The organism is Emticicia sp. SJ17W-69, assembly GCF_051209875.1.
Lineage (GTDB): Bacteria > Bacteroidota > Bacteroidia > Cytophagales > Spirosomataceae > Emticicia.
In genome coordinates, this window is the sequence record NZ_JBNTQY010000001.1 from 2,204,570 (window position 1) to 2,229,987 (window position 25,418).

General features: G+C 34.5%; 20 protein-coding genes. 9 read left to right on the top strand and 11 right to left on the bottom strand.

Features of this window, described 5'->3' with window-relative positions:
* Positions 1 to 2: 2 nt before the first annotated feature.
* Positions 3 to 2,384: a TonB-dependent receptor gene (locus tag ACQUQZ_RS09065; protein WP_435354562.1), complete on the top strand. Its 2,382-nt coding sequence runs from the start codon at positions 3 to 5 to the stop codon at positions 2,382 to 2,384.
* Positions 2,385 to 2,443: 59 nt separating this feature from the next.
* On the opposite strand, the gene ACQUQZ_RS09070 is transcribed toward ACQUQZ_RS09065, so the two are convergent.
* Positions 2,444 to 3,433, bottom strand: coding sequence for a helix-hairpin-helix domain-containing protein (locus tag ACQUQZ_RS09070; RefSeq protein WP_435354563.1), 990 nt, complete (start codon positions 3,431 to 3,433; stop codon positions 2,444 to 2,446).
* Positions 3,434 to 3,559: 126 nt separating this feature from the next.
* Here ACQUQZ_RS09070 and ACQUQZ_RS09075 point away from each other — a divergent pair, with 126 nt between their 5' ends.
* On the top strand, positions 3,560 to 5,062 hold the full coding sequence (locus tag ACQUQZ_RS09075; protein WP_435354564.1) for a glycine--tRNA ligase: 1,503 nt from the start codon (positions 3,560 to 3,562) through the stop codon (positions 5,060 to 5,062).
* A gap of 65 nt (positions 5,063 to 5,127) precedes the next feature.
* On the opposite strand, the gene ACQUQZ_RS09080 is transcribed toward ACQUQZ_RS09075, so the two are convergent.
* Entirely contained in the window at positions 5,128 to 5,346 is a 219-nt protein-coding gene (locus tag ACQUQZ_RS09080) for a hypothetical protein (protein WP_435354565.1), read from the bottom strand.
* A gap of 81 nt (positions 5,347 to 5,427) precedes the next feature.
* Positions 5,428 to 7,221 (bottom strand): SMP-30/gluconolactonase/LRE family protein, encoded by a 1,794-nt coding sequence (locus tag ACQUQZ_RS09085; protein ID WP_435354566.1) that lies wholly within the window; start codon positions 7,219 to 7,221, stop codon positions 5,428 to 5,430.
* Positions 7,222 to 7,324: 103 nt separating this feature from the next.
* Here ACQUQZ_RS09085 and ACQUQZ_RS09090 point away from each other — a divergent pair, with 103 nt between their 5' ends.
* The 7 genes from ACQUQZ_RS09090 to ACQUQZ_RS09120 all read left to right on the top strand — a co-directional run bounded on the left by ACQUQZ_RS09090 (position 7,325) and on the right by ACQUQZ_RS09120 (position 19,035).
* Positions 7,325 to 8,053: a hypothetical protein gene (locus ACQUQZ_RS09090; protein WP_435354567.1), complete on the top strand. Its 729-nt coding sequence runs from the start codon at positions 7,325 to 7,327 to the stop codon at positions 8,051 to 8,053.
* A 268-nt stretch (positions 8,054 to 8,321) separates the two neighbouring features.
* Positions 8,322 to 10,208, top strand: coding sequence for a helix-turn-helix domain-containing protein (locus ACQUQZ_RS09095; protein ID WP_435354568.1), 1,887 nt, complete (start codon positions 8,322 to 8,324; stop codon positions 10,206 to 10,208).
* 437 nt (positions 10,209 to 10,645) lie between these two features.
* A complete protein-coding gene (locus ACQUQZ_RS09100) occupies positions 10,646 to 12,037 on the top strand; it encodes a DUF418 domain-containing protein (RefSeq protein WP_435354569.1) in 1,392 nt (463 codons plus the stop codon).
* Positions 12,038 to 12,055: 18 nt separating this feature from the next.
* Complete coding sequence (locus tag ACQUQZ_RS09105; protein ID WP_435354570.1) at positions 12,056 to 13,396, top strand: DUF418 domain-containing protein; 1,341 nt, start codon at positions 12,056 to 12,058, stop codon at positions 13,394 to 13,396.
* A 128-nt stretch (positions 13,397 to 13,524) separates the two neighbouring features.
* Entirely contained in the window at positions 13,525 to 15,399 is a 1,875-nt protein-coding gene (locus ACQUQZ_RS09110; protein ID WP_435354571.1) for a PQQ-binding-like beta-propeller repeat protein, read from the top strand.
* A 26-nt stretch (positions 15,400 to 15,425) separates the two neighbouring features.
* The gene (locus tag ACQUQZ_RS09115) at positions 15,426 to 17,531 is read left to right on the top strand and encodes a S9 family peptidase (protein ID WP_435354572.1); all 2,106 of its coding nucleotides are present in this window, start codon (positions 15,426 to 15,428) and stop codon (positions 17,529 to 17,531) included.
* 142 nt (positions 17,532 to 17,673) lie between these two features.
* Positions 17,674 to 19,035, top strand: coding sequence for an FAD-binding protein (locus ACQUQZ_RS09120; protein ID WP_435354573.1), 1,362 nt, complete (start codon positions 17,674 to 17,676; stop codon positions 19,033 to 19,035).
* Positions 19,036 to 19,138: 103 nt separating this feature from the next.
* Here the strand turns inward: ACQUQZ_RS09120 and ACQUQZ_RS09125 are convergent, their stop codons facing one another.
* The 8 genes from ACQUQZ_RS09125 to ACQUQZ_RS09160 all read right to left on the bottom strand — a co-directional run bounded on the left by ACQUQZ_RS09125 (position 19,139) and on the right by ACQUQZ_RS09160 (position 25,337).
* Entirely contained in the window at positions 19,139 to 19,489 is a 351-nt protein-coding gene (locus ACQUQZ_RS09125; protein ID WP_435354574.1) for a LytR/AlgR family response regulator transcription factor, read from the bottom strand.
* 402 nt (positions 19,490 to 19,891) lie between these two features.
* Complete coding sequence (locus tag ACQUQZ_RS09130) at positions 19,892 to 20,845, bottom strand: aldo/keto reductase (RefSeq protein WP_435354575.1); 954 nt, start codon at positions 20,843 to 20,845, stop codon at positions 19,892 to 19,894.
* 124 nt (positions 20,846 to 20,969) lie between these two features.
* Positions 20,970 to 21,296 carry a LytTR family transcriptional regulator DNA-binding domain-containing protein gene (locus ACQUQZ_RS09135; protein ID WP_435354576.1) on the bottom strand — a complete coding sequence of 109 codons (327 nt, stop codon included), beginning with the start codon at positions 21,294 to 21,296 and terminating at the stop codon, positions 20,970 to 20,972.
* Positions 21,297 to 21,571: 275 nt separating this feature from the next.
* On the bottom strand, positions 21,572 to 22,105 hold the full coding sequence (cysC, locus tag ACQUQZ_RS09140; RefSeq protein WP_435354577.1) for an adenylyl-sulfate kinase: 534 nt from the start codon (positions 22,103 to 22,105) through the stop codon (positions 21,572 to 21,574).
* Positions 22,106 to 22,205: 100 nt separating this feature from the next.
* Positions 22,206 to 22,583 carry a preprotein translocase subunit SecG gene (secG, locus tag ACQUQZ_RS09145; RefSeq protein WP_435354578.1) on the bottom strand — a complete coding sequence of 126 codons (378 nt, stop codon included), beginning with the start codon at positions 22,581 to 22,583 and terminating at the stop codon, positions 22,206 to 22,208.
* 111 nt (positions 22,584 to 22,694) lie between these two features.
* Positions 22,695 to 23,360, bottom strand: coding sequence for a tetratricopeptide repeat protein (locus tag ACQUQZ_RS09150; RefSeq protein ID WP_435354579.1), 666 nt, complete (start codon positions 23,358 to 23,360; stop codon positions 22,695 to 22,697).
* Between the two features lie 98 nt (positions 23,361 to 23,458).
* Complete coding sequence (locus ACQUQZ_RS09155; RefSeq protein ID WP_435354580.1) at positions 23,459 to 24,040, bottom strand: LptE family protein; 582 nt, start codon at positions 24,038 to 24,040, stop codon at positions 23,459 to 23,461.
* Positions 24,021 to 25,337: a sigma 54-interacting transcriptional regulator gene (locus tag ACQUQZ_RS09160; RefSeq protein ID WP_435354581.1), complete on the bottom strand. Its 1,317-nt coding sequence runs from the start codon at positions 25,335 to 25,337 to the stop codon at positions 24,021 to 24,023. Before ACQUQZ_RS09160 ends, ACQUQZ_RS09155 begins: the two co-directional genes overlap by 20 nt.
* Between the last annotated feature and the right edge of the window lie 81 nt (positions 25,338 to 25,418).

Genomic DNA, 25,418 nt, shown 5'->3' on the forward strand with positions numbered 1-25,418 from the left:
AAATGAAAAAAATATACCTGCTATTACTATTTTTTGTAAACTTAACAACGTATGCCCAAGTAAATTACCGTTTTAGCGGTTATATAAGAGATACTGTTGATGGAAAACCTTTGGTTAAAGCTTCTATCAATATTGATTTTGGGAAATTTGGTGGCGTTACTGACGACAAAGGCTTTTTTGATTTATTATTGCCTTCTGGTGAGCACGCCGTCTCAATAAAATACGTTGGTTATCGTCCCGTAAGAGAAACAATTTATTTGAGACGAAATATTGAAAGAAATTACTCTGTCAATCAGGTTGAAAATGAATTGGAAGAGGTAATTGTATCAAGTAAAGGGGCAGAATCGAATATCCAACGTCCACTTATGGGGGTTAATCAGTTGAGTATTAAGACTTTACGCAAACTGCCTGCTGCAATTGGAGAAGTTGACATTCTTCGTGGACTACAAATGCTTCCAGGTGTAACAAGTGTTGGAGAAGCGTCTAACGGTGTTAATATTCGTGGAGGTACAACCGACCAAAATCTTTTATTGCTTGACGATATTCCGATTTTTAACCCAACACACATGTTTGGTTTGTTTACGGCTTTTCCTTCAGAAGCTGCATCAAGTGTAGAAGTTTATAAAGGTAATACTCCTGCTCGTTTTGGTGGAAGAGCTGCATCAGTGATGGATGTTTCGCTACAGCAACCATCTCTTGATAAATTCAAAATGAGTGGAGGCATTAGTTTTGTATCAAATCGTCTAACTGTTGATGCTCCAATTATTAAAGATAAATTAGGAATAATGGTTTCAGGTAGAGCTTCGTACAATGATTTTTTATTGCCGATAGTATCTCCAAAATTGAATGATATTAAAGCCAATTTTGCTGATTTAGTTACAAAAATATTTTGGAGAGCCAATTCCAAAAATACAGTAACGGCTTCAGGATATTACAGTAAAGATTTTTTTCAGACAAAACTATTGGGAGCAATTGGAGCCATCAACGCCACTTCCACGCAGTATGATTATCGTAGCAAAAGTTTTTCTGCAAGATGGTTTTATGCCATCAGCAATCGTTTGAATCTACAAACTACTGTAGTTTCGGCCGATTATGTACCAAAAACTTTACTGCCCGAACTCAATTCTGATAATAAAGTTGTTTTACTCTCAGGCATTCAATATAAACAATTAAAAAGTAACCTCAATTATTCAACCGATAAGCATCGTATTGAAATAGGTGTCAGCGGTACACGTTATGATATTGACCCAGGACAGTTACTTCCCGGTACAAGTGTGAGTGTTTTATCAATAAAAACACCAAAAGAACACGCACTTGAAACGGCCATCCATGCTGAAGACGAAATTTCTCTTTCATCTAAAGCAACAATTTCGGTAGGGGCAAGGTACTCACAGTTTTTTAATCTCGGCCCAGGAACTGTGCAGACTTATGCTGCTGGTGAGCCAAGAGACGCATTTTCGGCAAGAGATACTATCGTCTATGGTAAAGGTCAGATAATGAAATCTTATGGTGGTGTAGAACCAAGAATCGGTTTGAAATATTCATTAAGTGAAAAAACCTCTATAAAATTAGGTTATAACTTGATGCGTCAATATATGCAAGTAGTTACCAACACTACAACACCACTACCAACTTCTCGTTGGAAATCTTCGGACGAGCATATCAAACCACAAGTAAGTACATTATTATCAGGAGGGCTTTTTCATAATCTCCCAGGTAATATTTATGAATTTTCATTGGAAGCCTATTATCGAATTACCAATAATATCATTGATTATAAACCAGGTGCTGATTTTTTATTGAGTGGAAATCCCGAAACCCAGCTTTTGCAAGGGAAAAATCGTTCTTATGGTTTAGAAGTAATGTTTTCTAAGAAAAAAGGAGAAGCAACAGGTTGGATAAATTATACCTATTCACGTTCACAAAATCAGGTTTCAGAAGGCACGGGCTTTGGTGAACAAATCAATTTTGGGAAATGGTATTCGGCCAATTATGACCGACCTCACTCTTTCAATGCGTCGATAATTATCAATCAAGGTTCGCACCATGATTTTTCATTCAACTTCTCGTATAGTACAGGCCGCCCATATACTTTACCCGAAGGTTTTATCATTTATCAAGGGCGTAGCTACCCGTATTATGGTGTGAGAAACAATGCTCGTTTACCCGACTATCACCGCCTCGATTTTGCCTGGAATATTTATCAACCTGGTATGAAAGATAAGCGTTTCAAAAGCCACTTTACTTTTACTGTATTTAATCTTTATGGTAAGAAAAATGCTTATTCGGTTTTTGTTCGTAGCACAGGAACAGCCGTTTCTTCATATAAGTTAGTTGTTTTTGGAGCTCCAATAGCCTCATTATCTTATAACTTTAAGTTTTAAATAGTATTTCGATAAATATCAACAGTCTCTTTTCATAAAAAGGAGACTGTTTTTTTTATCTAAAACTCCAAATAAGGTGCAATTTTAGCAATAGTAGCCTCGTCTAAAACTTTGATTTGTTTTAAATCTTCAATTGATTTAAAAGCTCCATGCTGATCTCGGTAAGCAATAATAGCTTTTGCTTGAAAGTATTTTAAATATGGGTGTTTCAATTCTGATAAATTATTAATATTTAGCTTTTTAACACCATTTTTCACAAAACCATATTTCAATAATTCTTCAACAGTTTCAGGTGGAAGTCCGTAAGTTTCTTTCACTTGTTCGGCACTAACAAAACCTCCAAGCATATCTCTAAACTTGATAATTCGTTTGGCATAACCTGAGCCTATTCCTGGAATATTTTTCAAAACCGTGGTATCGCAATTATTAAAATCAAATTTTACAGGTTGTTTGCCAGTAGGTTTTGTAGGTGAAATTTTACTTTCTTCTAAATTTTTCTCTGTCGGCGAATCAGAGTTTCGCCCCACAATTTCTGCTTGTGGTGTATGAGTTGATTCATTTTCGGCAGAAGGTAAAGTAATAAATGGCTCTAAACGCTCATAAGTTTCAGGCAGCACACCATAAATTTTTGCCAAATCTTCTTTTTTTCGAAACTTTCCACCTTTACTGCGGTATTTTTCGATTCTTTCAGCAATAAATTTGGGCAATCCTAATTCTTCAAATTGTGCAATAGAAGCGGTATTAGGGTCGAAATTAAAATTTTTATAGGATTTTGTTTTATAAGTATTTTGATTGCTATTATCATATTTTTCATGATAATTTGATTGATTGGCATAATACGGCTTTTGTTTATCAAGCGAAACTGTCAAACTATCCAACATTTTTGGAGAGGAAATGACTAAATTTTGTTGTTTTTGGCTAAAAAACATATCTGCCCCAAACATGAGCAAAATAATGAGTAGAATCATACCAAAAATAGTGACAACACCTTTTGCCTCAGACAGAGACATGCTGAGAAGATTTCGAAAGAAATTGGTAAGTTTTTTCATTGTGTGGTAGTAAAAACTGAATTATTGGCAAAATTTAAGATATAGGCAAAGTATTTGCAAGGTTTTCGCTAATTTTGTGAAAAAATTTTCGCATCTCGTATAAAATATATTATATAGTAAGTAATAATGAGTCAACCAACAGCAGCTCCTGCCACAAGTCTCCAAGACATTATTAGCCATGCAAAAGAATATGGCTTTGTATTTCCTTCGTCCGAAATTTATGATGGACTTCAAGCCGTTTATGATTATGGTCAAAATGGTGTGGAATTAAAAAACAATCTAAAACAGGCATGGTGGAAGGCCATGACACAACTCCATGACAATATTGTGGGTATTGATGCCGCAATTTTTATGCACCCACTCACATGGAAAGCATCGGGCCACGTGGACGGTTTCAATGACCCAATGATTGATAACAAAGACAGCAAAAAACGCTACCGTGCCGACCAATTGTTGGAAGGGAAAGCCGAACAATATGCTGCCGAAGGTCAAGAAGAAAAAGCCGCTGCATTGCTTGCTGAAATGGGCAGATTGCTAAGTGCCGAAGACTTGGAAGGCGTAAGAAATTTGATTATTGCTGAAAATATTGTTTGCCCAATCTCAAAAACTTTGAATTGGACAGAAGTTCGCCAGTTCAACTTGATGTTTTCTACACAAGTTGGTTCGGTTGCAGAAGATTCGAGCTTGATTTATTTACGCCCTGAAACAGCACAAGGTATTTTTGTAAACTTCTTGAATGTGCAAAAAAGTGGTCGAATGAAAGTTCCTTTTGGAATTGCCCAAATTGGGAAAGCATTCAGAAATGAGATTGTAGCTCGTCAGTTTATCTTCCGTATGCGTGAGTTTGAACAAATGGAAATGCAGTTTTTCATTCGTCCTGATACTTCCACGACTTGGTATAATTCATGGAAAGAAACTCGTTTGAAATTTCATAAAGCGATTGGTTTACCAGCCGAAAAACTCAAATTCCATGACCATGATAAATTGGCTCACTATGCCAGTGCAGCCGTTGATATTGAGTTTGAATTCCCTTTTGGATTTAGAGAAATTGAAGGAATTCATGCCAGAGGAGATTTTGATTTGAAAAATCACCAAGAACTTTCAAAGAAAAAACAACAATACTTTGACTCAGACCTTAATGAAGAAGGAAAACCTTATGGAAATTATATTCCTTATGTGGTTGAAACTTCGGTAGGTGCTGATCGCCTTTTCTTGGCAACATTCTGCAATGCTTTCACAAAAGAAACGATTCCGAGCAATGAAGAAGGAAAAGAAGATAAAGAGAGAGTTTATTTAAAACTTCACCCAGCTTTAGCCCCAATCAAGGCTGCGGTATTGCCATTGGTGAAAAGAGATGGGTTAGCTGAAAAAGGTGAAGCAATTGCTCAAATGCTGAAATCTTCATTTCGTACCGTTTATGATGATGGTGGAGCAATTGGCAAGCGTTATACTCGCCAAGATTTAATCGGAACACCCTATTGTATTGCAGTTGATTACCAAACAATGGAAGATGATACAGTAACAATTCGCCACCGTGATACGATGGTGCAAGAACGTGTGAAAATCAGTGAATTGAAAGAGAAAATTGGTTATCAAGTATCCATGGAGAGAATTTTAGAAGCGATTTAAGTGCTATAAGCAAAGTAAAAAACAAAACCCATTTCAATATTGAAATGGGTTTTGTTTTTTGCGTTTCAATTCAAATCATCACTTTTTGTAGCATCATAAACTGACTTGATTGCGGCCATTTCTTTTACTAAAAAAGTTTGTAACTGTTCATTAAAATCTTTTTTATCTTCTTCTGAAAGACTATTGTATAAATCTTTCAACTCTTGATTAATCGCTAATTTTTCTGCTTCAGTTTCAGCATTCATACCTCTTACATGGTATGATTTTAAATTAAAATTCTTCATAAACTCAGTCTCAAATATCTTTTTTCTTCGGCAAAATTAATAATTGACTGTTCATTTACCTTTAAAAAAAGAAATTACTTTTTATAATTTCGGTGCAGCGGGTTTAAAAGGTGCTTCAAAAGTATTGGCTCCTTTAACTTTTACTTTTCGGCGATATACTTTATCATTGGATGAAGCATATAAAATGTCAAAATTTTCTCCTCCAAAGCATAAATTAGAGACTTGTCCATTTCCAGTTGTTGGGACTGGGATAATGGCATTTACTCGGCCAGTCTGGTCTAAAACTTGAATTCCTGAGCGTGAAGTTACATAAATTCGACCTTCACGGTCGCATTTGATACCATCCGACCACGCATTTTCGGCCGTATCAAGCACATGTAACCAACCAAATCTTTGTTTATTGGCGAGTGTTCCATCTGGTTTTATTTGATAAATCCAAACCCAATGTGAAGCAGATTCGGTAACATATAGTTGCGTTTGGTCGGGCGAAAAGGCAAGACCATTGGCGAATTTTATACCTGAATCTACTACTAATCTTTCACCATTTGGGCGAACTAAAAACAACTTACTTGGTTTTTCACTGCCATCGGGTTGTGTAAGATAAATATTTCCATTATAAGCCACCACAATATCATTGCCACCCAAACTATCAGCCACAACTTTTGCTTTTAGTGCTCCATCATACGAGATAATTTGTTTCACAGGATAACCACCCCACGAACTTGTAATCGTTACCATTGTTCCATCTTTGGCAAACGCAGTACCACTCGCTCTTTTAGTATCTATTGGCAACAATGTTACTTTGCCATCAAGTCCAACTTTATAAGCTTTTGCATTAGGAATATCTTGATAAAATACTTCACCTTTGGCATTAGCTGCCGTTCCTTCGGTGAAACTATAACCTTCCCCAACCAATTCCCAACCTTCATTTGGAAGTAGTATATCGCTCAAAAATTGGTTTTTACTTTCACCCTGCATTACTGGTTTGGGATAATCTTTCCACAGCCAACGCATTGCTTCTGGAAAAATGGATGTCCCATGTTTTCCGTTATGACCACCTTCGCCCCAAACGTGTTTTACCTCGTAGCCTGAAAACACCAAAGATCTTTCCATACTCTCATTGGCTTTCCACCAATCACCAGCATAAATATTAAGGTCATTTGTACCGTCCTGCAAGAAAATTTTGATGGGTTTTGGTTCATATTTACGAACGAGTGTGGAATAACGGTCGGCACCACGCAAACCTACATACGTACCAATTGCACTAAACACACGAGAAAACTCTTTTGGCCGCTCCCAAGCAGCAGTAAAGGCACAAACCGCACCACTACTTGAGCCACCTATCGCACGATCATTTCCATTTTTTGAAAGTTTGATTGCACGACCATCAGTTGTTTTTTGTTTTTCTACTTCAGGAAGTAATTCTTCCAAAAGAAAACGAGCATAATTATCACCAAGTCCATCGTATTCAAAACTTCTATTAAATCGGTCGAGTGTAGAATCTCCATTTTCTGCTCTGACTTTTCCGTGCATCACAAAAACACCAATAGTAATAGGCATTTCTTTTTGATGAATCAGGTTATCAAAAACAATTGGAGCTTTCCACTGAATACCATCTTGATTGATATAAACACAAGCAGGTTTATCAGGGCTATACTGAGCAGGCACATAAACCCAATATTCTCGCCAAGTTCCAGGGAAAATTTTTGAATGCTCAAATGTAAACTTCAAAACTTCGCCTTTGGGCACACCAACGTGCTCAACTGATGCTGCATCTTCTGGATAAGTTTCAGTTGGCGATTGTCCATAAGCACTATTCAAAATGATTAGAAAAAGGAGAAAAGAATAAATTTTGGAAGAAAGTTTTTTTTTCATAAGTATGACGCTGATTTAAATTCGAAGATACATTAAAAAAATATTATTTTTTATTTTTTTATTCATATTTAATGATTAAGATTGTATACTATAATCATTAGCCATGATGACAAAAGAAGATAAGAGATACTATTATCTATTTCTTAGTATTTGTTTAATCGCATCTTTTTTACAAAATAAGACTTTGTGGATGCTAATCAATCCTTTATTCTCGTTAGTAAGCATTTATTATTACTGTAAAATACGAAAAAAAATTTTGACAGCTAAAGATAGCTTTTTTATTGCAAGTCTTTGTTCGGCTGCCATTCAAGAGATTTTTTTAGCTCAAAGATATGATAAAAGCAGCTTATTGTTTGGGGTATTTTTTCTATTTTTAATGTTTTTCTTTTTTATTCTTTCTATTCAGCAAGAAAGAGAATACCTACTAATTGGAAGAAAAAATATGTTTACAAAGTCTATTCTAATTATTGTTTCAGCTATCATTTGTTATATCTGTTTTTTTCTGCCTGTTATTCCCGACTACTTAGTTTTCCCTGTATTTATTCATGTTTTTTGTTTGTTTTTTTCGATTCTTATTGCAGTAAACCGCTCTGCTAATGCAGAAAGCTATTATTATGTTGTTGGTGGAATGATAATGTTTGTATTTACATCCCTCATAGCAGGAGTTTCGTTGTTTATTACATCGTTTCCTTTATGTTACTTTCTTGAACGGCTTAGTTTTATGCTAGGGATTTGTTTTTTGACTCAAGGTCTATTAAAAAGTTATTCTGTAAGGAGAACTAAAAAAGTACAAAGTTTAACAAATATTTCTGCTCAAATTGATGTTTTTTAAATTCACAAACTGATTAAAGAATTAAATTGAGAATACAATTCTAATATTTTACTAAGAAAATTAATTCTTACTTTCCAATAAAATAACAACTTACGGGTGTTCTCATTAATGAGAGATTAAAACTTGGAATAAGCTTATCTTGTTTCTGTTATTTAGAAGAAATTTCATTTTAGATTAAAGAAATTTAGGTACTTTGCAAAGTAAAACTAATTAACTGAAAAATAATACTTTGACTAATCGACTTAAAATAACAAATTCGAAAAAAGTATTGATAGTAAAGCTAAATCAACTCATAGAAGATAATTTCGATAATCCAAATTTCTCTTCTGATCTCATTTATCAAGAATTGGGCATGAGTAGATCCCAATTGTACAGACTTATCAAGGATGAATACCAACTTTCTACTTCATTATACATTCGCAAAATAAAAATTGCCAAAGCAAAAGAATTACTTGAAAATAGCAATTTAAAAATTTCAGAGATTTCTTACAAAATTGGCATAGATAGTCCACAAAATTTTACTAAATATTTTACACAAGAATTTGGCATTAATCCAACTGAATTCAGAAAGAATTTACCTATTAAAAATAAAAGTTTTGTTGAGCAAAGTGTTGATAATGAAATTGTTATAAAGAAAAAATATGCCCTAGAAAAACAAAGGATGCTAATATATTTGGGAATTATAATTCTGACAATTTTACTTACAAGTATAGGTATTTATTATTGGCAAAACGATCGAACATCATCAATTAATAAAGCAACTTCAACTGAGTTTTCGGAGCATTCAATTGCCATTTTGCCTTTCAAAAATTTAGGTGATTCATTAAAATCATATTTTAGTGAAGGAGTAATGGAGCAAATTCACAGCTCACTTGCTTCTTTGAATGACCTAAAAGTTATTTCTACAACTTCATCAAACAAATACCTAAATACCCCAAAATCAATTCCTCAGATTGCCCAAGAATTACGTGTCAATTATCTTTTAGCTGGTTCAGTGTTGCAAGTTGGACGAAATGTTCGCATTAAAGTTGATCTTATTAGTGCAAAAGACCAAAGAGTTATTTGGACAAAAAGCTTTGAGGGAGAAACAAAAAATATATTTACCTACATGAATATTGTTTCTAAAGAAGTTGCTATTGAATTAGACCAGAAATTGAATAGAAAGGTAACAGATAAATTTGATAAGAAACCGACTATAAGTTTGGCTGCATACAATGATTTTTTACAAGGGCAGCAACTTTTACAGAGCCGAATCCGAGAAAAAATAAAGGCCAGTCTCATAAAATTTGAAAATGCCATTAAATTTGATCCAACTTTTGCTGATGCTTTTACCAACATAGCTGTTGCTTATTTTTTAATGGGAGAAGACCAATATATGGATGTTGAAAGTGCATATAAAATGGCGGAGAAAAATGCCCTTAAAGCCATAAATCTTGATGCCGAAAATGGTAGAGCTTATGCTGTTTTAGGTAATCTTTATAAAGTACAAAATAAATGGGAACAGGCGATAACTACTTTTCAAATTGCTCTAAAATTTAGCCCAAACGATGCACAAATAAACTATTGGTATAGTCTAACTGTTCGTTCAATTGGGCAAATGGACGAAGCTATTAAGTACAGTACAAAGGCAGTGTCTTTAGATCCATTGGCGAGTAATATTTATGGTGGACACATCATTGGATGTGCTTATGCTGGTCGCTTTGACCTTGCAGAAAATGCCATCAAAGACGGTGAACTGATTTTTAATGATGCCATGTTATTTCATAATGCAAAGGCCTTTTATTATATCACACGTCATAATTATCTTGCAGCTTTAAAAGAATTCAACATTTGTGAAAAGTTAAATGGTAAAACACCTTTCAATGATTCCATGATAGCGTTTTCGGAAGGTAAATTAGGTCAAACTGCACCTGTGAATATATATCTTAAAAACTTCAGTCAAAAGCCTGAAAACTATAAATATATAGCCATTATTTATGCAGGTTTGGGCAATAAAAAACTTTGTTTGAAATACCTTGAATTGGCTTCGGAAAATAATGATTCACCCAATTATTTAAAAACTTCTCCTTTATTTGTTTTTCTTCATCATGAACCACGATTTAAAGCGATTCTACAAAAATTAGGATTATTAAATTCTTTATTTTCTACACATTAAATTTGAATAACCACCATTTTAATCACTTAAAATTTCTTTGAAAAATACTTGTACAAAATATAGTATAGCCTTTTCAAAGACAAATATTCCCTCCTGCAACAATACACTAAGTTATGAATAAATACACTAAGTTTTTGGTCAAATAAACCAATAATTCATTGTTTCAATTAGTTATTTTTGAAAATCTTACTTGTATGCAAATATTAGCTAAAATTGAATTTATTACATTTAACTTTTTTGCCATTACTTGATTTGTAATACAAATAACCATCAGTACAAGTTTCGCTTCAATATTTTAACTTTGACCCTGTTGAATGGGTTTGGAGGAGTCTAACTTATGGAAAATCGCAGCCATTGAAAAGATAATCACTCTTGCCTGTTTATGGTTTTTGTATGGTACTTATTTACTTTTCACTGTTAAATATAAATAATTTTCTATGAATCCTTTAACTACTCCTAAACCTAAGCAAATCTCCATTTTTAATATGCTTTTGGGATTTGCAATACTTGGTATTTTACTATTAAACATTCAGGTTTTTGGTACTACTCAAACCAATCTTAATCAGTTAATTGTCAACCCACATGGGGGGAATTATTGGTTAATGACCATCATTAATACCTTTTTTGGTAACAAAATGGTGGCTTTACTCACGCTGCTTTTTGGAGCGAGTATAGCTTTGTTTTTTAAAAGCAGCAAAGGTATTAATGACATATCAGTGCCTGATTTATATATTAGAAGGCAATTATGGCTTATGTTTTTTGGGCTTATCAATGCTGTTATTTTACTTTGGCAAAATGATCTTTTGTTTCCATATAGTGTTGTAGGAATTTTGTTATTTCCATTGTATCGCTTGTCGGCTCGTGCTTTGTTGATTGGAGCGGTAATAATGGCACTTATTTTAATTGGAAAAGGTTTTTGGGATTTCTCCGAAACAAAGGAAAAATATGAGAAATACAAAAATGTTTTAGCATATGAAAAAAAGTATAAAATAGTAAAACCAACAGACAAACAATTGGCAGATACACTTGCCATGAAAAAAATAGCCAAACTTAGTGATGAACAAAAAGAAGACACAACGGCTTGGAAAGGATTGGCGAAAATGTATAAATTCGATAAAAAAGCCAACGATGCTGAAATAAAATCTATTCGTTCTGATTATGCTGAGGTTTGGAACTATATTCTTCCCAAAACACAATTTCGTGAAGCAGCTTGGCTTTATCGTTATGGTTTATGGGATATTGGTTCGTTGATGCTTTTAGGGATGGCTTTATTTAAAATGGATTTCTTTTCAAATACATTTTCTACTCAAAAATATGCAATTTGGGCAATCGTCGGACTTGGTTTAGGGAAAATTTTAGCTTGGTTTTCTTTGGGTGCTTATGAACTACAAGTTCTTGATTTTACCAAATATGTCAGTGAAAGTATCGTGCCACTTCAAGAAGTGCTAAAACCTTTTGAACGAGCATTTGCTGCTGTTGGCTGGGCATCATTGATCATACTTTTCTATCGCTTGGGTATCATGTCTTGGTTGTGGCGAGCATTGGCAGCAGTTGGACAAATGGCACTGAGTAATTATGTGATTCAAACCATCTTATGTACCATGTTTTTCTTTGGTTATGGCATGGGTTATTTTGGCTTGCTCAAATTTTATCAACTCTATTTTTTGGTGGCTGAAATTTGGCTATTACAGTTGGTGTTTAGTGTGGTTTGGTTACGTTTTTATCAATATGGTCCTTTTGAATGGCTTTGGCATTCGCTGATTCGTTGGCAAAAACAACCCATGCAAATAAAAGAAGACATCGAAACATCAACATCATTAATTTCATAACGAAAAACCAAATCTATCATGGAAAATAATTTATCAATCAACCTTCCAACTGATATGATGTTGGAAAGTCCACGTCCAGTTGCTAAAGTCGAACGCATACAGACTATTGATATGGTGAGAGGATTTGCTCTCTTGGGTATCTTAATGATGAATATTCCAGGTTTTGGAATATTGGATTCAACTTATATTGCTATACCAAAAAATACAGATACACCTGATTATTATACTTTTGCTTTCATCGGTGTCGCCTTTGAAGGTACAATGCGAGGACTATTTTCGATGCTTTTTGGTGCAGGAATGGTTTTATTTATGAGTAATAAAAAAGAAAATCAAATAGGAGTGACCGTAGCCGAGTATTATTACCGACGCTTACTTTGGTTGGTGCTTTTTGGTTGTTTTAATGCTTATATTTTATTATGGCGTGGAGATATTTTATTTTTCTATGGCTTGGCTGGAATGTTGTTGTTCCCCTTTCGAAAATTCAAACCTTCATGGTTAATTGTTCTGGCTATTGTTTGTATGATGATCAATATTTTAAGAAATGATGTTTGGTACGACGAATTACGTGGCAATAGGACGGGTTATCTTGAAGCAGTGAAACTCGAAAAAGTACATAAAAAACCAAGTTCTAAACAATTGGAAGCGAAAAGTGCATGGGAAGGTTTTGAGAAAAGACTTAAACCAGATAAGAAAAAAGATGATAAAACTATTAAAGAAAGACGTGGCAACTACGCCTCAGTATTTAAAAACTTACTGCCTGAAAATAGTGGTGGAGAAACCTGGGGAACTTACTTTGGTACTTGGGATTGGCTTTCCTTGATGTTTGTCGGCATGGCATTGCTAAGTTGGGGTTTCTTTTCCAATAAATTACCCACTTCTACCTATATTGTTACACTTTTGATGGGTTACGGTTTGGGCATACCCATTAGTTGGCTTTTCTTTCATACACAAGCTGATTGGTTTGTAAATCCAGGTAAAGTAGTTGATTTTTATAGAGTTATTCCATTTGATTTATATGACATAAGAAGGGCATTATTAGCAATAGGACATGCCAGTTTATTAATTTTGATTTATAGGTTAGGAATTGTGCCTTGGTTAATGCGAGCCTTGACTGCTGTTGGGCAAATGGCTTTTACAAACTACCTGATGCAATCCATTATTTGTTCACTTATTTTTCACGGATTTGGGTTTGGGTATTTTGGTAAATTATCCTATTATCAATTGTATTATATCGTTGCAGGTGTATGGGTATTTCAGTTGATTATATCTCCGATTTGGCTCAACTATTTCCGTTTTGGACCATTTGAATGGGTTTGGAGAAGCCTAACCTATTGGATGAGACAGCCGATGTTGAGATAAATTTGAATGATTTTGAGATAAAAATAAGATATACATTACAATGTTAAGTAAGTTGTTTTATCGATTCGCCGAAGCGATTTCATTTGGATGAAAGTACAATATTTTTGAACCTTATAACCTATTTCAACATGAAAACCTATTTATTGTTAATCTGCTTGTTTTCTAATGTTTTTTTTAATAATCTACAAGCACAAGAAAGGTCAAAAGAACTTTTATCTCCTATGGAATCATCAAAATTAGAACTTTCTGATGCCATTAAAGAAGAGGGAAAAAAAGTTTATATTTCTACTTGTGCTGCTTGTCATAATCAAAATTCAACGGTAAAAAATGCAGGACCAACAAAGGCTTTATTAGGCGGAATGACTACAAAAGCCATTTATACTGCTTTAAGTTCAGGCAAAATGAAAATGCAAGGCAGTACAATAAGTGACGAACAACGTAAAGCTGTAGCACAATTTTTAACCAATCGTCCAATGGTCGAAATTGTTCTTCCCAAAGAAGCATTTACTGTTTTTTCCATTCCCAAAGGCGTCTCTTATAAATCTGGATGGGGAGGTAATTTAGAAGGCACAAGTTTTGAGAAACAAAGCCAAATAAATGCACAAAATGTCGGTTCTTTGAAAGTTAAATGGACTTTTGCTTTTCCTGATGGTACACAAGTAAGGAGTAAACCTGCTGTGGTTGGAGATTGGCTTATTATTGGTTCTCAATTTGGAGATGTTTATGCTTTGAATAAAAAAACAGGCAAAATTGGTTGGCATTATCAAGGTAGTACCGCTATTCGTGGAGCAATTGCCATTGCTAAAAATTCTAATGGTGAACTCTTAGCCTATTTTGCAGACTATGCTACCAATGTTTATGCTTTATCTTTGGCAAGTGGTAAATTAATTTGGAAAAATAGATCAGGCGTTCACCCTCAGTCGTCCAATACAGGATCGGTGGCGGTTTTCCAAAATACAGTTTTTGTTCCTTTAACCTCCTCTGAAGTAAGTTCTTCAAAAGACCCAAATTTTGAGTGTTGCACCTCGTCAGGCGAATTAGTTGCTATGAATGCCACTACTGGAGAAATAAAATGGCGACATCGAGTAATTACAGAAGAAGCAAAAGAAAGTGGTAAAAAGAAAGATGGAAAATCATTTTTTGGGCCTTCTGGGGCAATCGTTTGGTGCAGTCCAACTATCGATACTCAAAGAGGATTGGTTTACATTGGCACAGGCGAAAACTATACCGACCCAGCTACTAATACCAGCGATGCGATACAAGCTATTGATATAAAAACTGGCAAATTAGTATGGAATTTTCAAGCAACTACGCATGATACATGGAATTTAGCTTGTCCAGGCGAACCAAACTGCCCTGATAAAGCAGGCCCAGACTTAGATTTTGGTTCAGCACCACTTTTAGTAAAAGCAGGTTATAATGGAAAAGATATTATTGTAGCGGGGCAAAAATCTGGTGTGGTTCATGCCCTTGACCCTTCTACTGGAAAGGTTATTTGGCAAACTAGAATTGGCAAAGGCGGGGCTTTAGGTGGAATCCACTGGGGTATGGCAACCGATGGAAAAAATGTATATGCTGCCAATGCCGATAATATTTATGCCATCGATGCACAAGATGAAAATCGTAAACCTTCTCCAGGTTTGTATGCGATTAATATCGGCAATGGAGAAGTAATTTGGCAATCGCCAACACCAACATGTCCACAAGGGAAAAACTGTATTCAAGCAAATTCGGCCGCACCTTTAGCTTTACCTGATTTGGTTTTTGCAGGAACGCTCGAAGGACATATTCGTGCTTATGATAATAAGACAGGAAAAATTTTATGGGAATTTGACACAGTGAAAGAATATGAAGCTATCAATGGAATTAAAGGTAAAGGTGGTTCGATTGATGGGCCTTCGCCTGTTGTTTCTGAAAATATGCTTTATGTAAATTCAGGCTATGGAATGTTTGGAGAAGTTGCTGGTAATGTGTTGATTGCATTTGAATTAGAGAAGAAATAAATTCAAAACTAAAATTCAACATTTTTATGAATAAAATCCTAATACTGTTTCTATTACCTTTCCAAATCGTAGCACAAAGCACTTCGTTGGAAGCATTTAAAAAATACCCCTTTCCGACAGAATTAGTTAGTTGTGCAAGCGGCTCTAAAATTGCTTGGGCATTCGACGAACAAGGAAAACGAAATGTTTACGTTGCTGAGGGAAGCGATTTTAAAGCAAGAAAGTTGACTCATTTTCCAAAAGATGACGGACAAGAAATTACAAATATTTCTATTTCTGATGATGGGAATTGGGTTGTTTTTGTAAGAGGTGGTGATCACGGAAGCAACTGGGATGAAAATTTACCAGTAAACCCTGCTGCTGAACCAATGCCTTCTGATGTAAAAATTATCAGTTTTCCATTCAAAGGTGGAGAAATAAAATCATCAATCGAAGGAGATTATCCTGTGATTTCACCCGATAGTAAAAAAATTGCCTTTATAAAAAATGGACAAGTATGGACAGCACCAATTGATAGTTTGAATGCAGCTAAAAGCTTATTTAAAACAAGAGGTACAGTTAGCTCATTAGAGTGGAATCCCGACGGAAATTCTTTACTTTTTGTAACTGACAGAGGTGACCATTCAATCATTGGAGTTTATTCCAATTCTTCAACTCCAATCAAATGGATTGCACCTGCCTTTAATATTGATTTTTCTCCCAGATGGTCGCCAGATGGAAGCAAGATTGTTTTTGCAAGAAGACCTGGCACAGGAGGTTCACCAGCCCCATTATTAACCAAAAGACATGACCCTTGGAGTATTTATACAGCCGATGTTGCGAGCAACAAAGCAACACTGCTATGGAAAGCTCCAACAACATTACGTGGTTCTGTGCCAACTACGCATGGTTCTGTAAATTTACACTGGGCAGCAGGTGATAGAATTGTTTTTTTATCGTATCAAGATGGATGGCCCCATTTATATTCAATTGCTGCATCGGGCGGAAAAGAACTTTTGCTTACATCGGGCAATTTTATGTGTGAACATATCCAATTGAGTGCAGATAAAAAACAATTAACTTTTAGTGCCAATACAGGCAATGATAAACTTGATATAGAAAGAAGACATGCTGCCATTGTAAGTGTTGATAAAGCTGATATGCAGATACTAACTCAAGGTACGGGTTTAGAATGGACGCCTGTATTGACTGATAATGGTCATACAGCGGCATTTATAAGTGCCACAGCCCAACAGTCACCTTTACCTGCTACAATGCAATTGGATGGCATTAATAAAGGGAAAATCAAATTGATAGGAACAGATTTAGTACCTGCCGATTTTCCAAAAGAAAAATTAGTAATTCCTAAACAAGTGATTTTTACAGCTGCTGACGGTGTTATTGTTCATGCTGATTTGTTTGAACCACAAGGTGGAGCCGCTAAAAAACCAGCGATAGTATATATACATGGTGGGCCTCCCAGGCAAATGTTATTAGGATGGAATTATTCTGATTATTATTCAAATGCTTATGCCTCAAATCAATATTTAGCAAGTTTAGGTTTTGTGGTTTTATCGGTTAATTATCGCTTGGGTATTGGCTATGGCTATGATTTCCATCAAGCCCCCAATTGTGGCGTAAAAGGAGCTTCTGAATATTTAGATATTAAAGCGGCGGGACAATGGTTACAAAAACAAAGTTATGTAGATGCTTCGAAAATTGGTGTTTATGGTGGTTCGTATGGTGGCTACCTTACTGCAATGGCTTTGGCAAAAGATTCAAAAATCTTTGCTGCTGGTGTGGACATTCATGGCGTACATGATTGGGTTGTTAACTCATCAATTTTGACACGTTATACCAATAAAACAGAAAAACCTTTAGATTATGAAAAGGCAATTCAAGTGGCTTGGCTTTCTTCGCCAGTTTCAGCAATGAATACTTGGAAATCACCAGTTTTTATCATTCATGCCGATGATGATAGAAATGTACGCTTTAATCAAAGCACCGACTTGGTTAATCGTTTAGAAGAAAAAGGTATTTCTTACGAAACTTTAATGGTGGTTGATGATACCCATCATTGGATGAAATGGAGTAATGCTATCTTAGTTTATAATGCTGTAGCTGAGTATTTCGTTAAGAAATTAAAAAAATAGTTGAATTATTTCAATGAAAAAGTCTGAATGAGAATTGATTTCATTCAGACTTTTTTATGTCATTTTTAGGAACTACGACAAAATCTTGGTAATTATGTGTTCTATTCAAACCTAAAATATAAAACCTATTAAACTACCTAAAATGAAAAGAAAAACATTTATTAAACTATCTTCTACGCTATTGGCAACTCCATTTATTGCATCATTGGGCGGGTGTTCTGCTGAAGAAAAAAAAGAGAAGTTGAAAAATTGGGCTGGGAATTTAGAATATAGCACCGATAGTATTTTTTATCCTAAATCGCTTGAAGAAGTGCAAGAATTAGTAAAAAAACTGGCTCAATCGAAAGCTCTCGGAACAAAGCATTGCTTTAATACTATCGCTGATAGCAAATATAATCTCATTTCTACCAAAGAAATGAACAAGGTAATTTCCTTAGATACGGCTACTAAAACTGTCACAGTTGAAGCGGGGATCAAATATGGAGAGCTTGCTCCTTATCTGCATGAGAAGGGTTTTGCATTGCATAATTTAGCCTCTTTGCCACATATTTCAGTTGGAGGGTCAATCACAACCGCTACACATGGTTCAGGAGTTGGAAATGGAAATCTTGCGTCGGCAGTTTCTGCTTTAGAAATTGTCATTGCTGATGGAAGTGTCATTCAACTCTCACGAGCAAAAGATGGTGAGAAATTTCTTGGAGCAGTGGTAGGTCTTGGAGCGTTGGGAGTGATAACGAAAGTTACACTTGACATTCAGCCAACTTTCAATGTTCAGCAAGATGTGTATGAACACCTACCAATGTCGCAATTAAAAGACAACTTCGAGAAAATAGTTTCAGCTGGATATAGCGTAAGTTTATTTACTGACTGGCAAAGCGATAGCATCAATGAAGTTTGGATAAAAAGTAGAATTGAAAAAGATGCTGAAAGTCTAAGTATGCCTGATGAATTTTATGGTGCAAAAGCAGCAACAAAAAACTTACATCCTATTGCTGAACTTTCTGCCGAAAACTGTACCGAACAAATGGGAGTCGTTGGCCCTTGGCATGAGCGATTGCCTCATTTTAAAATGGGTTTTACACCGAGTAGTGGCAAAGAATTGCAGTCCGAATTTTTTATTCCAATGAGTAATGCCGTGGAAGCGATTTTTGCAGTGGCACAATTAGGAAAACAGATAAGCCCACATTTGATGATTACCGAAATACGAACTATTGCTGCCGATAATTTTTGGTTGAGTCCTTGTCGTGGGCAAGCATCCGTTGCCATTCATTTTACATGGAAACAAGAATGGGATGCCGTAACAAAACTATTGCCGAGCATCGAACAAGCTTTAGCACCATTTAATGCAAAACCACATTGGGGGAAAATATTCACAATTCCAGCCGCAACTTTGGCTGCTCGCTATGAAAAAATGAATGATTTCAAAGCATTAGCTAATTCACTTGATCCTTCAGCTAAGTTTAGAAATGATTTTTTAAATACAAACATTTTCCCAAATACGTAAGGTGTTTTTCTAAATTTGCTCAATAGCATAGAAAAATTTAGAAAAAAGTGTTTTATGTTATTATTCAGCGTTAATTTTCTCTTACCTAATTCCTTTAAAAGTATTAGGTAAGAGAAATGAAGTATTTAATAGTTTTCAAAAAAACAGCAATTTTTCTCCTTGAAAGTGGAATTTTAGTTCCATTAATTAGATTTATGGTTGAAGAACTCCCAATCTTGAATTTATAGTCAAAATCTGATAGATACTGTAAGTTAATAATTGTTGAACGATGTGTTCTGAAAAAATTAAACCCACTCAAGCGTTTTTCTAAAACCCCAATAGCGGTAGAGGTTAACATATAACTACCATCGACAAAATGGATATATGTATAATTAATATCGGCTTTGAGCATCAAAATTTTAGTTGTTAAAATTTTTTGATGTCCACCAATGCTTATATAGGTATTGTTATTCATATTTTTAGTAGAAGTGTAATTTGTTTTAATGATTTGGTAAATCTTTATTGTAATTATCTTATAATCTACTGCTCTGTAGAGTTATAATGACCCTTTCTTATTTTCACCTGAATTACTATCAAATTACTGTTTTCTTCATTGGCTCAGATTGATAAGGTAAAATTATAGATATGTATTTTTTTTATGTTTGTATATTTGACCAAAAATTTTGTTTATTTGCTCAAAACTTAGTCTATTGTTGCAAATACTTTTTTTGACTAAAAAATTGTATTAAATGAACTGAGATTAATTTTATTAAAAAAAGAATAAAATTTTAATATTTTGTTTTAAAAGCAAAAACCCTTCAGATCTTGTTGAAATGAAGGGTTTTTGTCTTTTTCAATTAAATGCTTATCAAATATATTATTCATCCCAAAGCTTTGCTAAAGTATAATCACTTCCTTCTAAACACCAAAAATCTCCTTTGATATATCTGTAATGTAGGTCTAAAGCATTGATTCGAGCCATTTCATTACCTGAAAGTTCAATCTCAGCGGCTTCAAGGTTTTCTTTTAAACGCTGAGGATTTACAGATTTTGGAATGACCGAAGTCCCTCGATTGACAGCCCACGCAAGCATGATTTGTGCTGGCGAAAAACCTTTATCTTTTGCAATATCAATAATTGTTTGATTGTCAAATAACTTTGGCTCACCTGCTGAAATTCGATTGGCAGGCCTATCTGCCGAGCCAAGTGGACAAAAGCCTGTTAGAAAAAAGCCCTTTTCAGTAGCAAAATCTAAGAGCGGTTTTTGTTGAAGAAAAGGGTGAGCTTCTAATTGCAATACTTCTGGTAGAACACCAGTATCAGTAGTGATTTGATTGATTTTTTTGATACTAAAATTTGATACACCAATATGTTTTGATAAACCTAAATTCTTTAGTGAAATCATCCCCGACCATGTTTCAGTAAGTGAAACTTCATCTAAACTAAGTAGTTCATTTCCATTTTGCGGGTAACTCACATCATACTTATGAGCAACAGGCCAATGAATCAGATATAAATCTAAGTATTCAAGTTTTAAATCGGTAAGTGTATTTTCAACAGCAGTTTGAATGTATTCTTTTTTATGTCTATTATTCCAAAGTTTTGATGTAATCCAAAGTTCTTTTCTTTTGATTTCACCGTTCTGGATTGCATCACTAATTGCTTGCCCAATTTCATGTTCGTTGCCATAAATAAAAGCACAATCGAAATGTCGATAACCAATTTCAATCGCTTTTCTGACTACCTGATAGACTTCACCTTTAGCTGATTTCCAAGTACCTAAGCCTAAGGCTGGCATCTGGTCGTTATTACTGAACTTTAGATATTTCATGTCGATTTTTTTTATTTTTTCTCGACAAAAATAGTGATTATTAATGAATATTTGTCCTTAGTTTAGTCTCTGGCTTTATTGTTTTTATATGAAATATGTCGAACAATCAAATTGAATATTTTTCTTATATTTTTTTTCTTGAAAGTTTATCAATACAGTTTTTGACTCTTCTGCGAGAAGCAACAAATTTTTGTCCATTTGATAATTTGAATATAAGTTTGTTGTCCTCGATAGTATAAGTTGTTAAATATTCCATATTTAGGATAAAACTTCGATTGATTCTAACAAATGATTCGTAATTAATTGAAGCATGAACCAAATGCAAGGTTTGTGCTGCAATTGTTTGTTGCTTATCTCTGGTATGAATAATGGTATAATTGCTTATACCTTGAAGATATAATATTTCATTGATTCCAATCTGTTGATTTCGGGTAAGATAGAGAGTTTCCATATTCATAGCTTGAAAATTAATGCCGAAGCAATTACTATTCATCAAAAAACTTATACAATGAATAGTATTCTAACTTCTGAGGTATAATTTTACTACAAATGTAACGGATGAATGGGAGAGAAGAATAGGTAAAAATACCTGTTTTAACTATGAATCATAATTAGTTTGAAAAAACTCACTTATAAATTAATGATTCGGTCATTATTAATATTAGTAGAATTTAAGCTTGAAAACTTTTGTGATTTCCAAAATCTTTTATGGATAATCAAAAAAAATCAGTGTAAATCTTGTAAGTTTTCTACAACAAAATTTATGACTTTTTGGGCTGATTGTGCTATGCTTTCGGTAGTAGTTTCAATTACCAAATCGGCATTGAGTGGAATTTCATAAATATCATTCACACCAGTTAGATTATATATTTTTTCAGGGTGATTTTCAGGCAAAAAAGCTCTTTTATACAGGCCTTTTGTATCACGTTGTTTTAAAGTTTCTAAATTGCATTTTATCCATACGGTTTTTGCTCCATAGTTTTGCCGCAACTCTTGACGAATATCTTCATAAGGATTAATTGCTGCAATAAGTACGATGATATTATTTCTTGTTAGTATATCAGCAATAAAGCCCATTCGACGTATATTTTCACAACGATCATTTTTTGAAAACCCTAAATCTTTAGATAAGTTTTTTCTAATAATATCGCCATCCAATAACTCAATTTTATGACCTAAGTGCTGTAAATGTTCTTTCACATAATTGGCAATGGTTGTTTTGCCAGCTCCCGAAAGCCCAGTCAATTGTAAAAGTATCATTTGATATAGAAATACTAATTTAATTTGGAAAACCGTAAAACAAAAAGGTGAGAACGTCTCTAACATTCTCACCTTTAATTATTTACTATCTAACAAAAAATTATTTTGTTGGAGCTGGAACAGGTGTTGTTGCTGGAGCAGGTGTTCCTGTAGCTGGTGTTGTGGTCGGTGCAGCAGTTGGAGCTGCTTTTGGAGCTACATTTTGCGATTTTTCAACATTCAAACCGTTGTCTTCAACAGCCGCACTTCCTGATTTATCAAGAAAAATTCCAGCTGTTAATGAACCTACAATAATGAAAGCAAAAAATCCCCAAGTAAGTTGTTCGAGTAAATCTCCTGTACGTTGTACACCAAACATTTGCGAACCAGCACCACTGAATTCACTTGAAATACCGCCGCCTTTAGGGTTTTGAATCAAAATTATTAATACCAACAAGATGGCAACTATTACCATTAAAACTAAAATTGTAGTGTACATTTTTTCAATGAATTGATTAAAATAAATAATATCTTTAAATTTTTGCCTTTAAATTGCCTTTTTTTAATTATGGTCAAAATTTTTGATTTTTGACTATCAACTGAGGGCTATTTAAAGCATCTTTCGTTGTAATTCTGCTATTTTTTCCGCAAAGTAAGTGATTTTTTCGGGATTTTTTGCAATAAGTTTTTGATAAACTTCTATTGCTTGGTCAAATCTACCTTGTCTTGCTAATATTTTGCCATAACTTTCAGTAAAAAGTGGGCCATTGAGCGTTGTACTTCGCTCACTTAAATCTTCAAATTCTTCACTACCATCATTTTTTCTAATGGGTTGAATACGTGGTTCTTTCTTGATAAATTGCTCAATTATTGCCAATTGTTCATCTTGAATATTTCTTAAAGCAGGTTTTGCAATGGACTCTATCAGTTCTTCTTCCAATTTCTCACGGTTTAGTTCATCTTCAATTGTAATTTCTGAAAACTTATTTTCAACAGGCATTGAATCAATAAATCTTGTAGAAGTTGTTAAATTCCAGTCCATGTCGTTTTCAATAACTTTTCTCAAAGCATTCCTACTTAGTGCATAAATAGCTGCTTTTCGAACGGCGTCTTGTGCAATTTCAGGAGCTTTGGAATAAATCCCTTTGGCGATGAGTGTATAACTCAACTGAAAATAAGGGTACTTTTTTGTCGCATTTTCCATGAGCATGATGTCATTGAGCGACAATGCTTGTGGGTTATTAAGAAAGTCAATAAAATTATTTTTATTAAGCATAGTTTTAATTTAATGGATACAGGGTCGCCCGTGCGATGCAAAATTAATAATGAATAATTTCATTTTTCATTCTACATTTTTTATTTTACATTAAAAACTTACCATTGTGCTGCAGTATCATTAAAAATATTCAACACAATTTGATCAAGGATTTTTGGGACTAATGTGCCTTCTACTTGAGAAAGATTTTGTTCCTGTGGAAAATCTTGATAAAATGAAAACTCTTTTTCAAAATTTTGTTCCTCATCTTTACTATTTGTAAATCGTACTTCTACTCTGATAGTCAGACGATTAAGTGCTGCTTTATCACTTGATGTTGCTGATACAGGCGTCAATTCATAACCAATAATCGAACCTTCCAAGAGTAGGTCTGCTTCATTTGGCTTTAATTTGAGACTTGTATTTCTCTGATAATATTCTTTCAATTTCTCAGTGATACTCAAAGTCAAGTTTGCAGGCCCACCTGCCGTATTCATTACAAAATTTTGTATTGTAATCGTCTTCAATTCACTCGAAAGCGTAGTGCCAGTGAATGAATAAATCTTGCAAGAAACAAGAAAAAGGCAAATGACGAATGACAAATGACGAATGACAAATGAGCGATTAAAAAAGCTTTTGTAATTATTCGTTATTCGTAACTCACCATTCTTCATTCCTAAATTATTCGTCTTCAATATCATATTGTTTAATTTTTCGATAAAGTGTGCGTTCAGAAATTCCTAAATCTAATGCTGCGTATTTACGTTTGAAATTATTCTTTTTCAACGCTCTGGTGATCATTTCTTTTTCTTGTTTTTCCAACGAATATGAATTGTCTTCGGTTTCGTGTGATATGTCTTCAATATTCAGTCGATCATCTTGTAAACTATCAATCTTTATAACTCCTTGGTTATCAGATGGTTGATGATAGTTTTGGTATGAATTTGGCTGAGGAGGTGTATAAACAGTTGGCGGTATCAATGCTACACTTTCTTCTTGGTGAATACCATTGAACAAATCTTGGTGCTGCTGCATCACATCGGCATTGATTTGTCCACCTTGTAAAAGCGATAAAACCAATTTTTTCAAATCAGTCATATCTTTTCGCATATCAAATAATACTTTGTACAATAAATCACGTTCTGAGAAATTACTGTCATTACCACCATTGAGTCCTTTTAACAAAGCTGGCAAGCCGCTTGACTGGTCACGAGGGAGGTATTTAGCCAAAATCTCAGCAGAAACCAAGCGTTCAACTTCTAAAATGGTGATTTGTTCGGCAATATTTTTGAGTTGACGAATGTTCCCAGGAAATCGAAAGTTCATCAATAATTGTGCTGCACTATCTGTCAACTCTACTGGTCGAATTCGATTTTTTTCGGCAAAATCAGTTGAAAACTTTCTAAAAAGTAGCTCAATATCATAGCCACGTTCTCGTAAAGCAGGTACATAAAGCGGCACCGTATTTAAACGATAGTACAAATCTTCACGGAAACGTCCCCGTTCTACTGCATCTAATAAATTTACATTGGTTGCCGCTACAACTCTCACATCAGTTTTCTTTACTTTCGATGAACCCACAGGAATAAATTCGCCATTTTCAAGAACCCGAAGTAATCGAGCTTGTGTACCGATAGGTAATTCAGCAATTTCATCTAGGAAAATTGTACCACTGTTGGTTGTTTCAAAATAGCCTTTTCGGTCTTCAATTGCACCAGTAAATGACCCTTTTACGTGTCCAAAAAGCTCAGAATCTATTGTGCCTTCAGGAATCGCCCCGCAGTTGATAGCGATAAAAGGGCCATGTTTGCGAGAGCTAAGTGCATGAATTATCTTAGAAAATGACTCTTTTCCACTACCGCTTTCTCCATTTATCAAGACCGTCAAATCAGTAGGAGCAACCTGAATCGCCACGCTGAGTGCATGATTCAGCGTAGGAGCATTACCTATAATGCCAAAGCGATTTTTGACGGATTGTATTTCTGTATTATTGGTCATATTTTTTAGCTCTTAGCTATTGGCTTCGGGTGGCGTTCCGCTTAGCTTTTTGCATAGAAAAAACTTTAATCTATGCTTTCA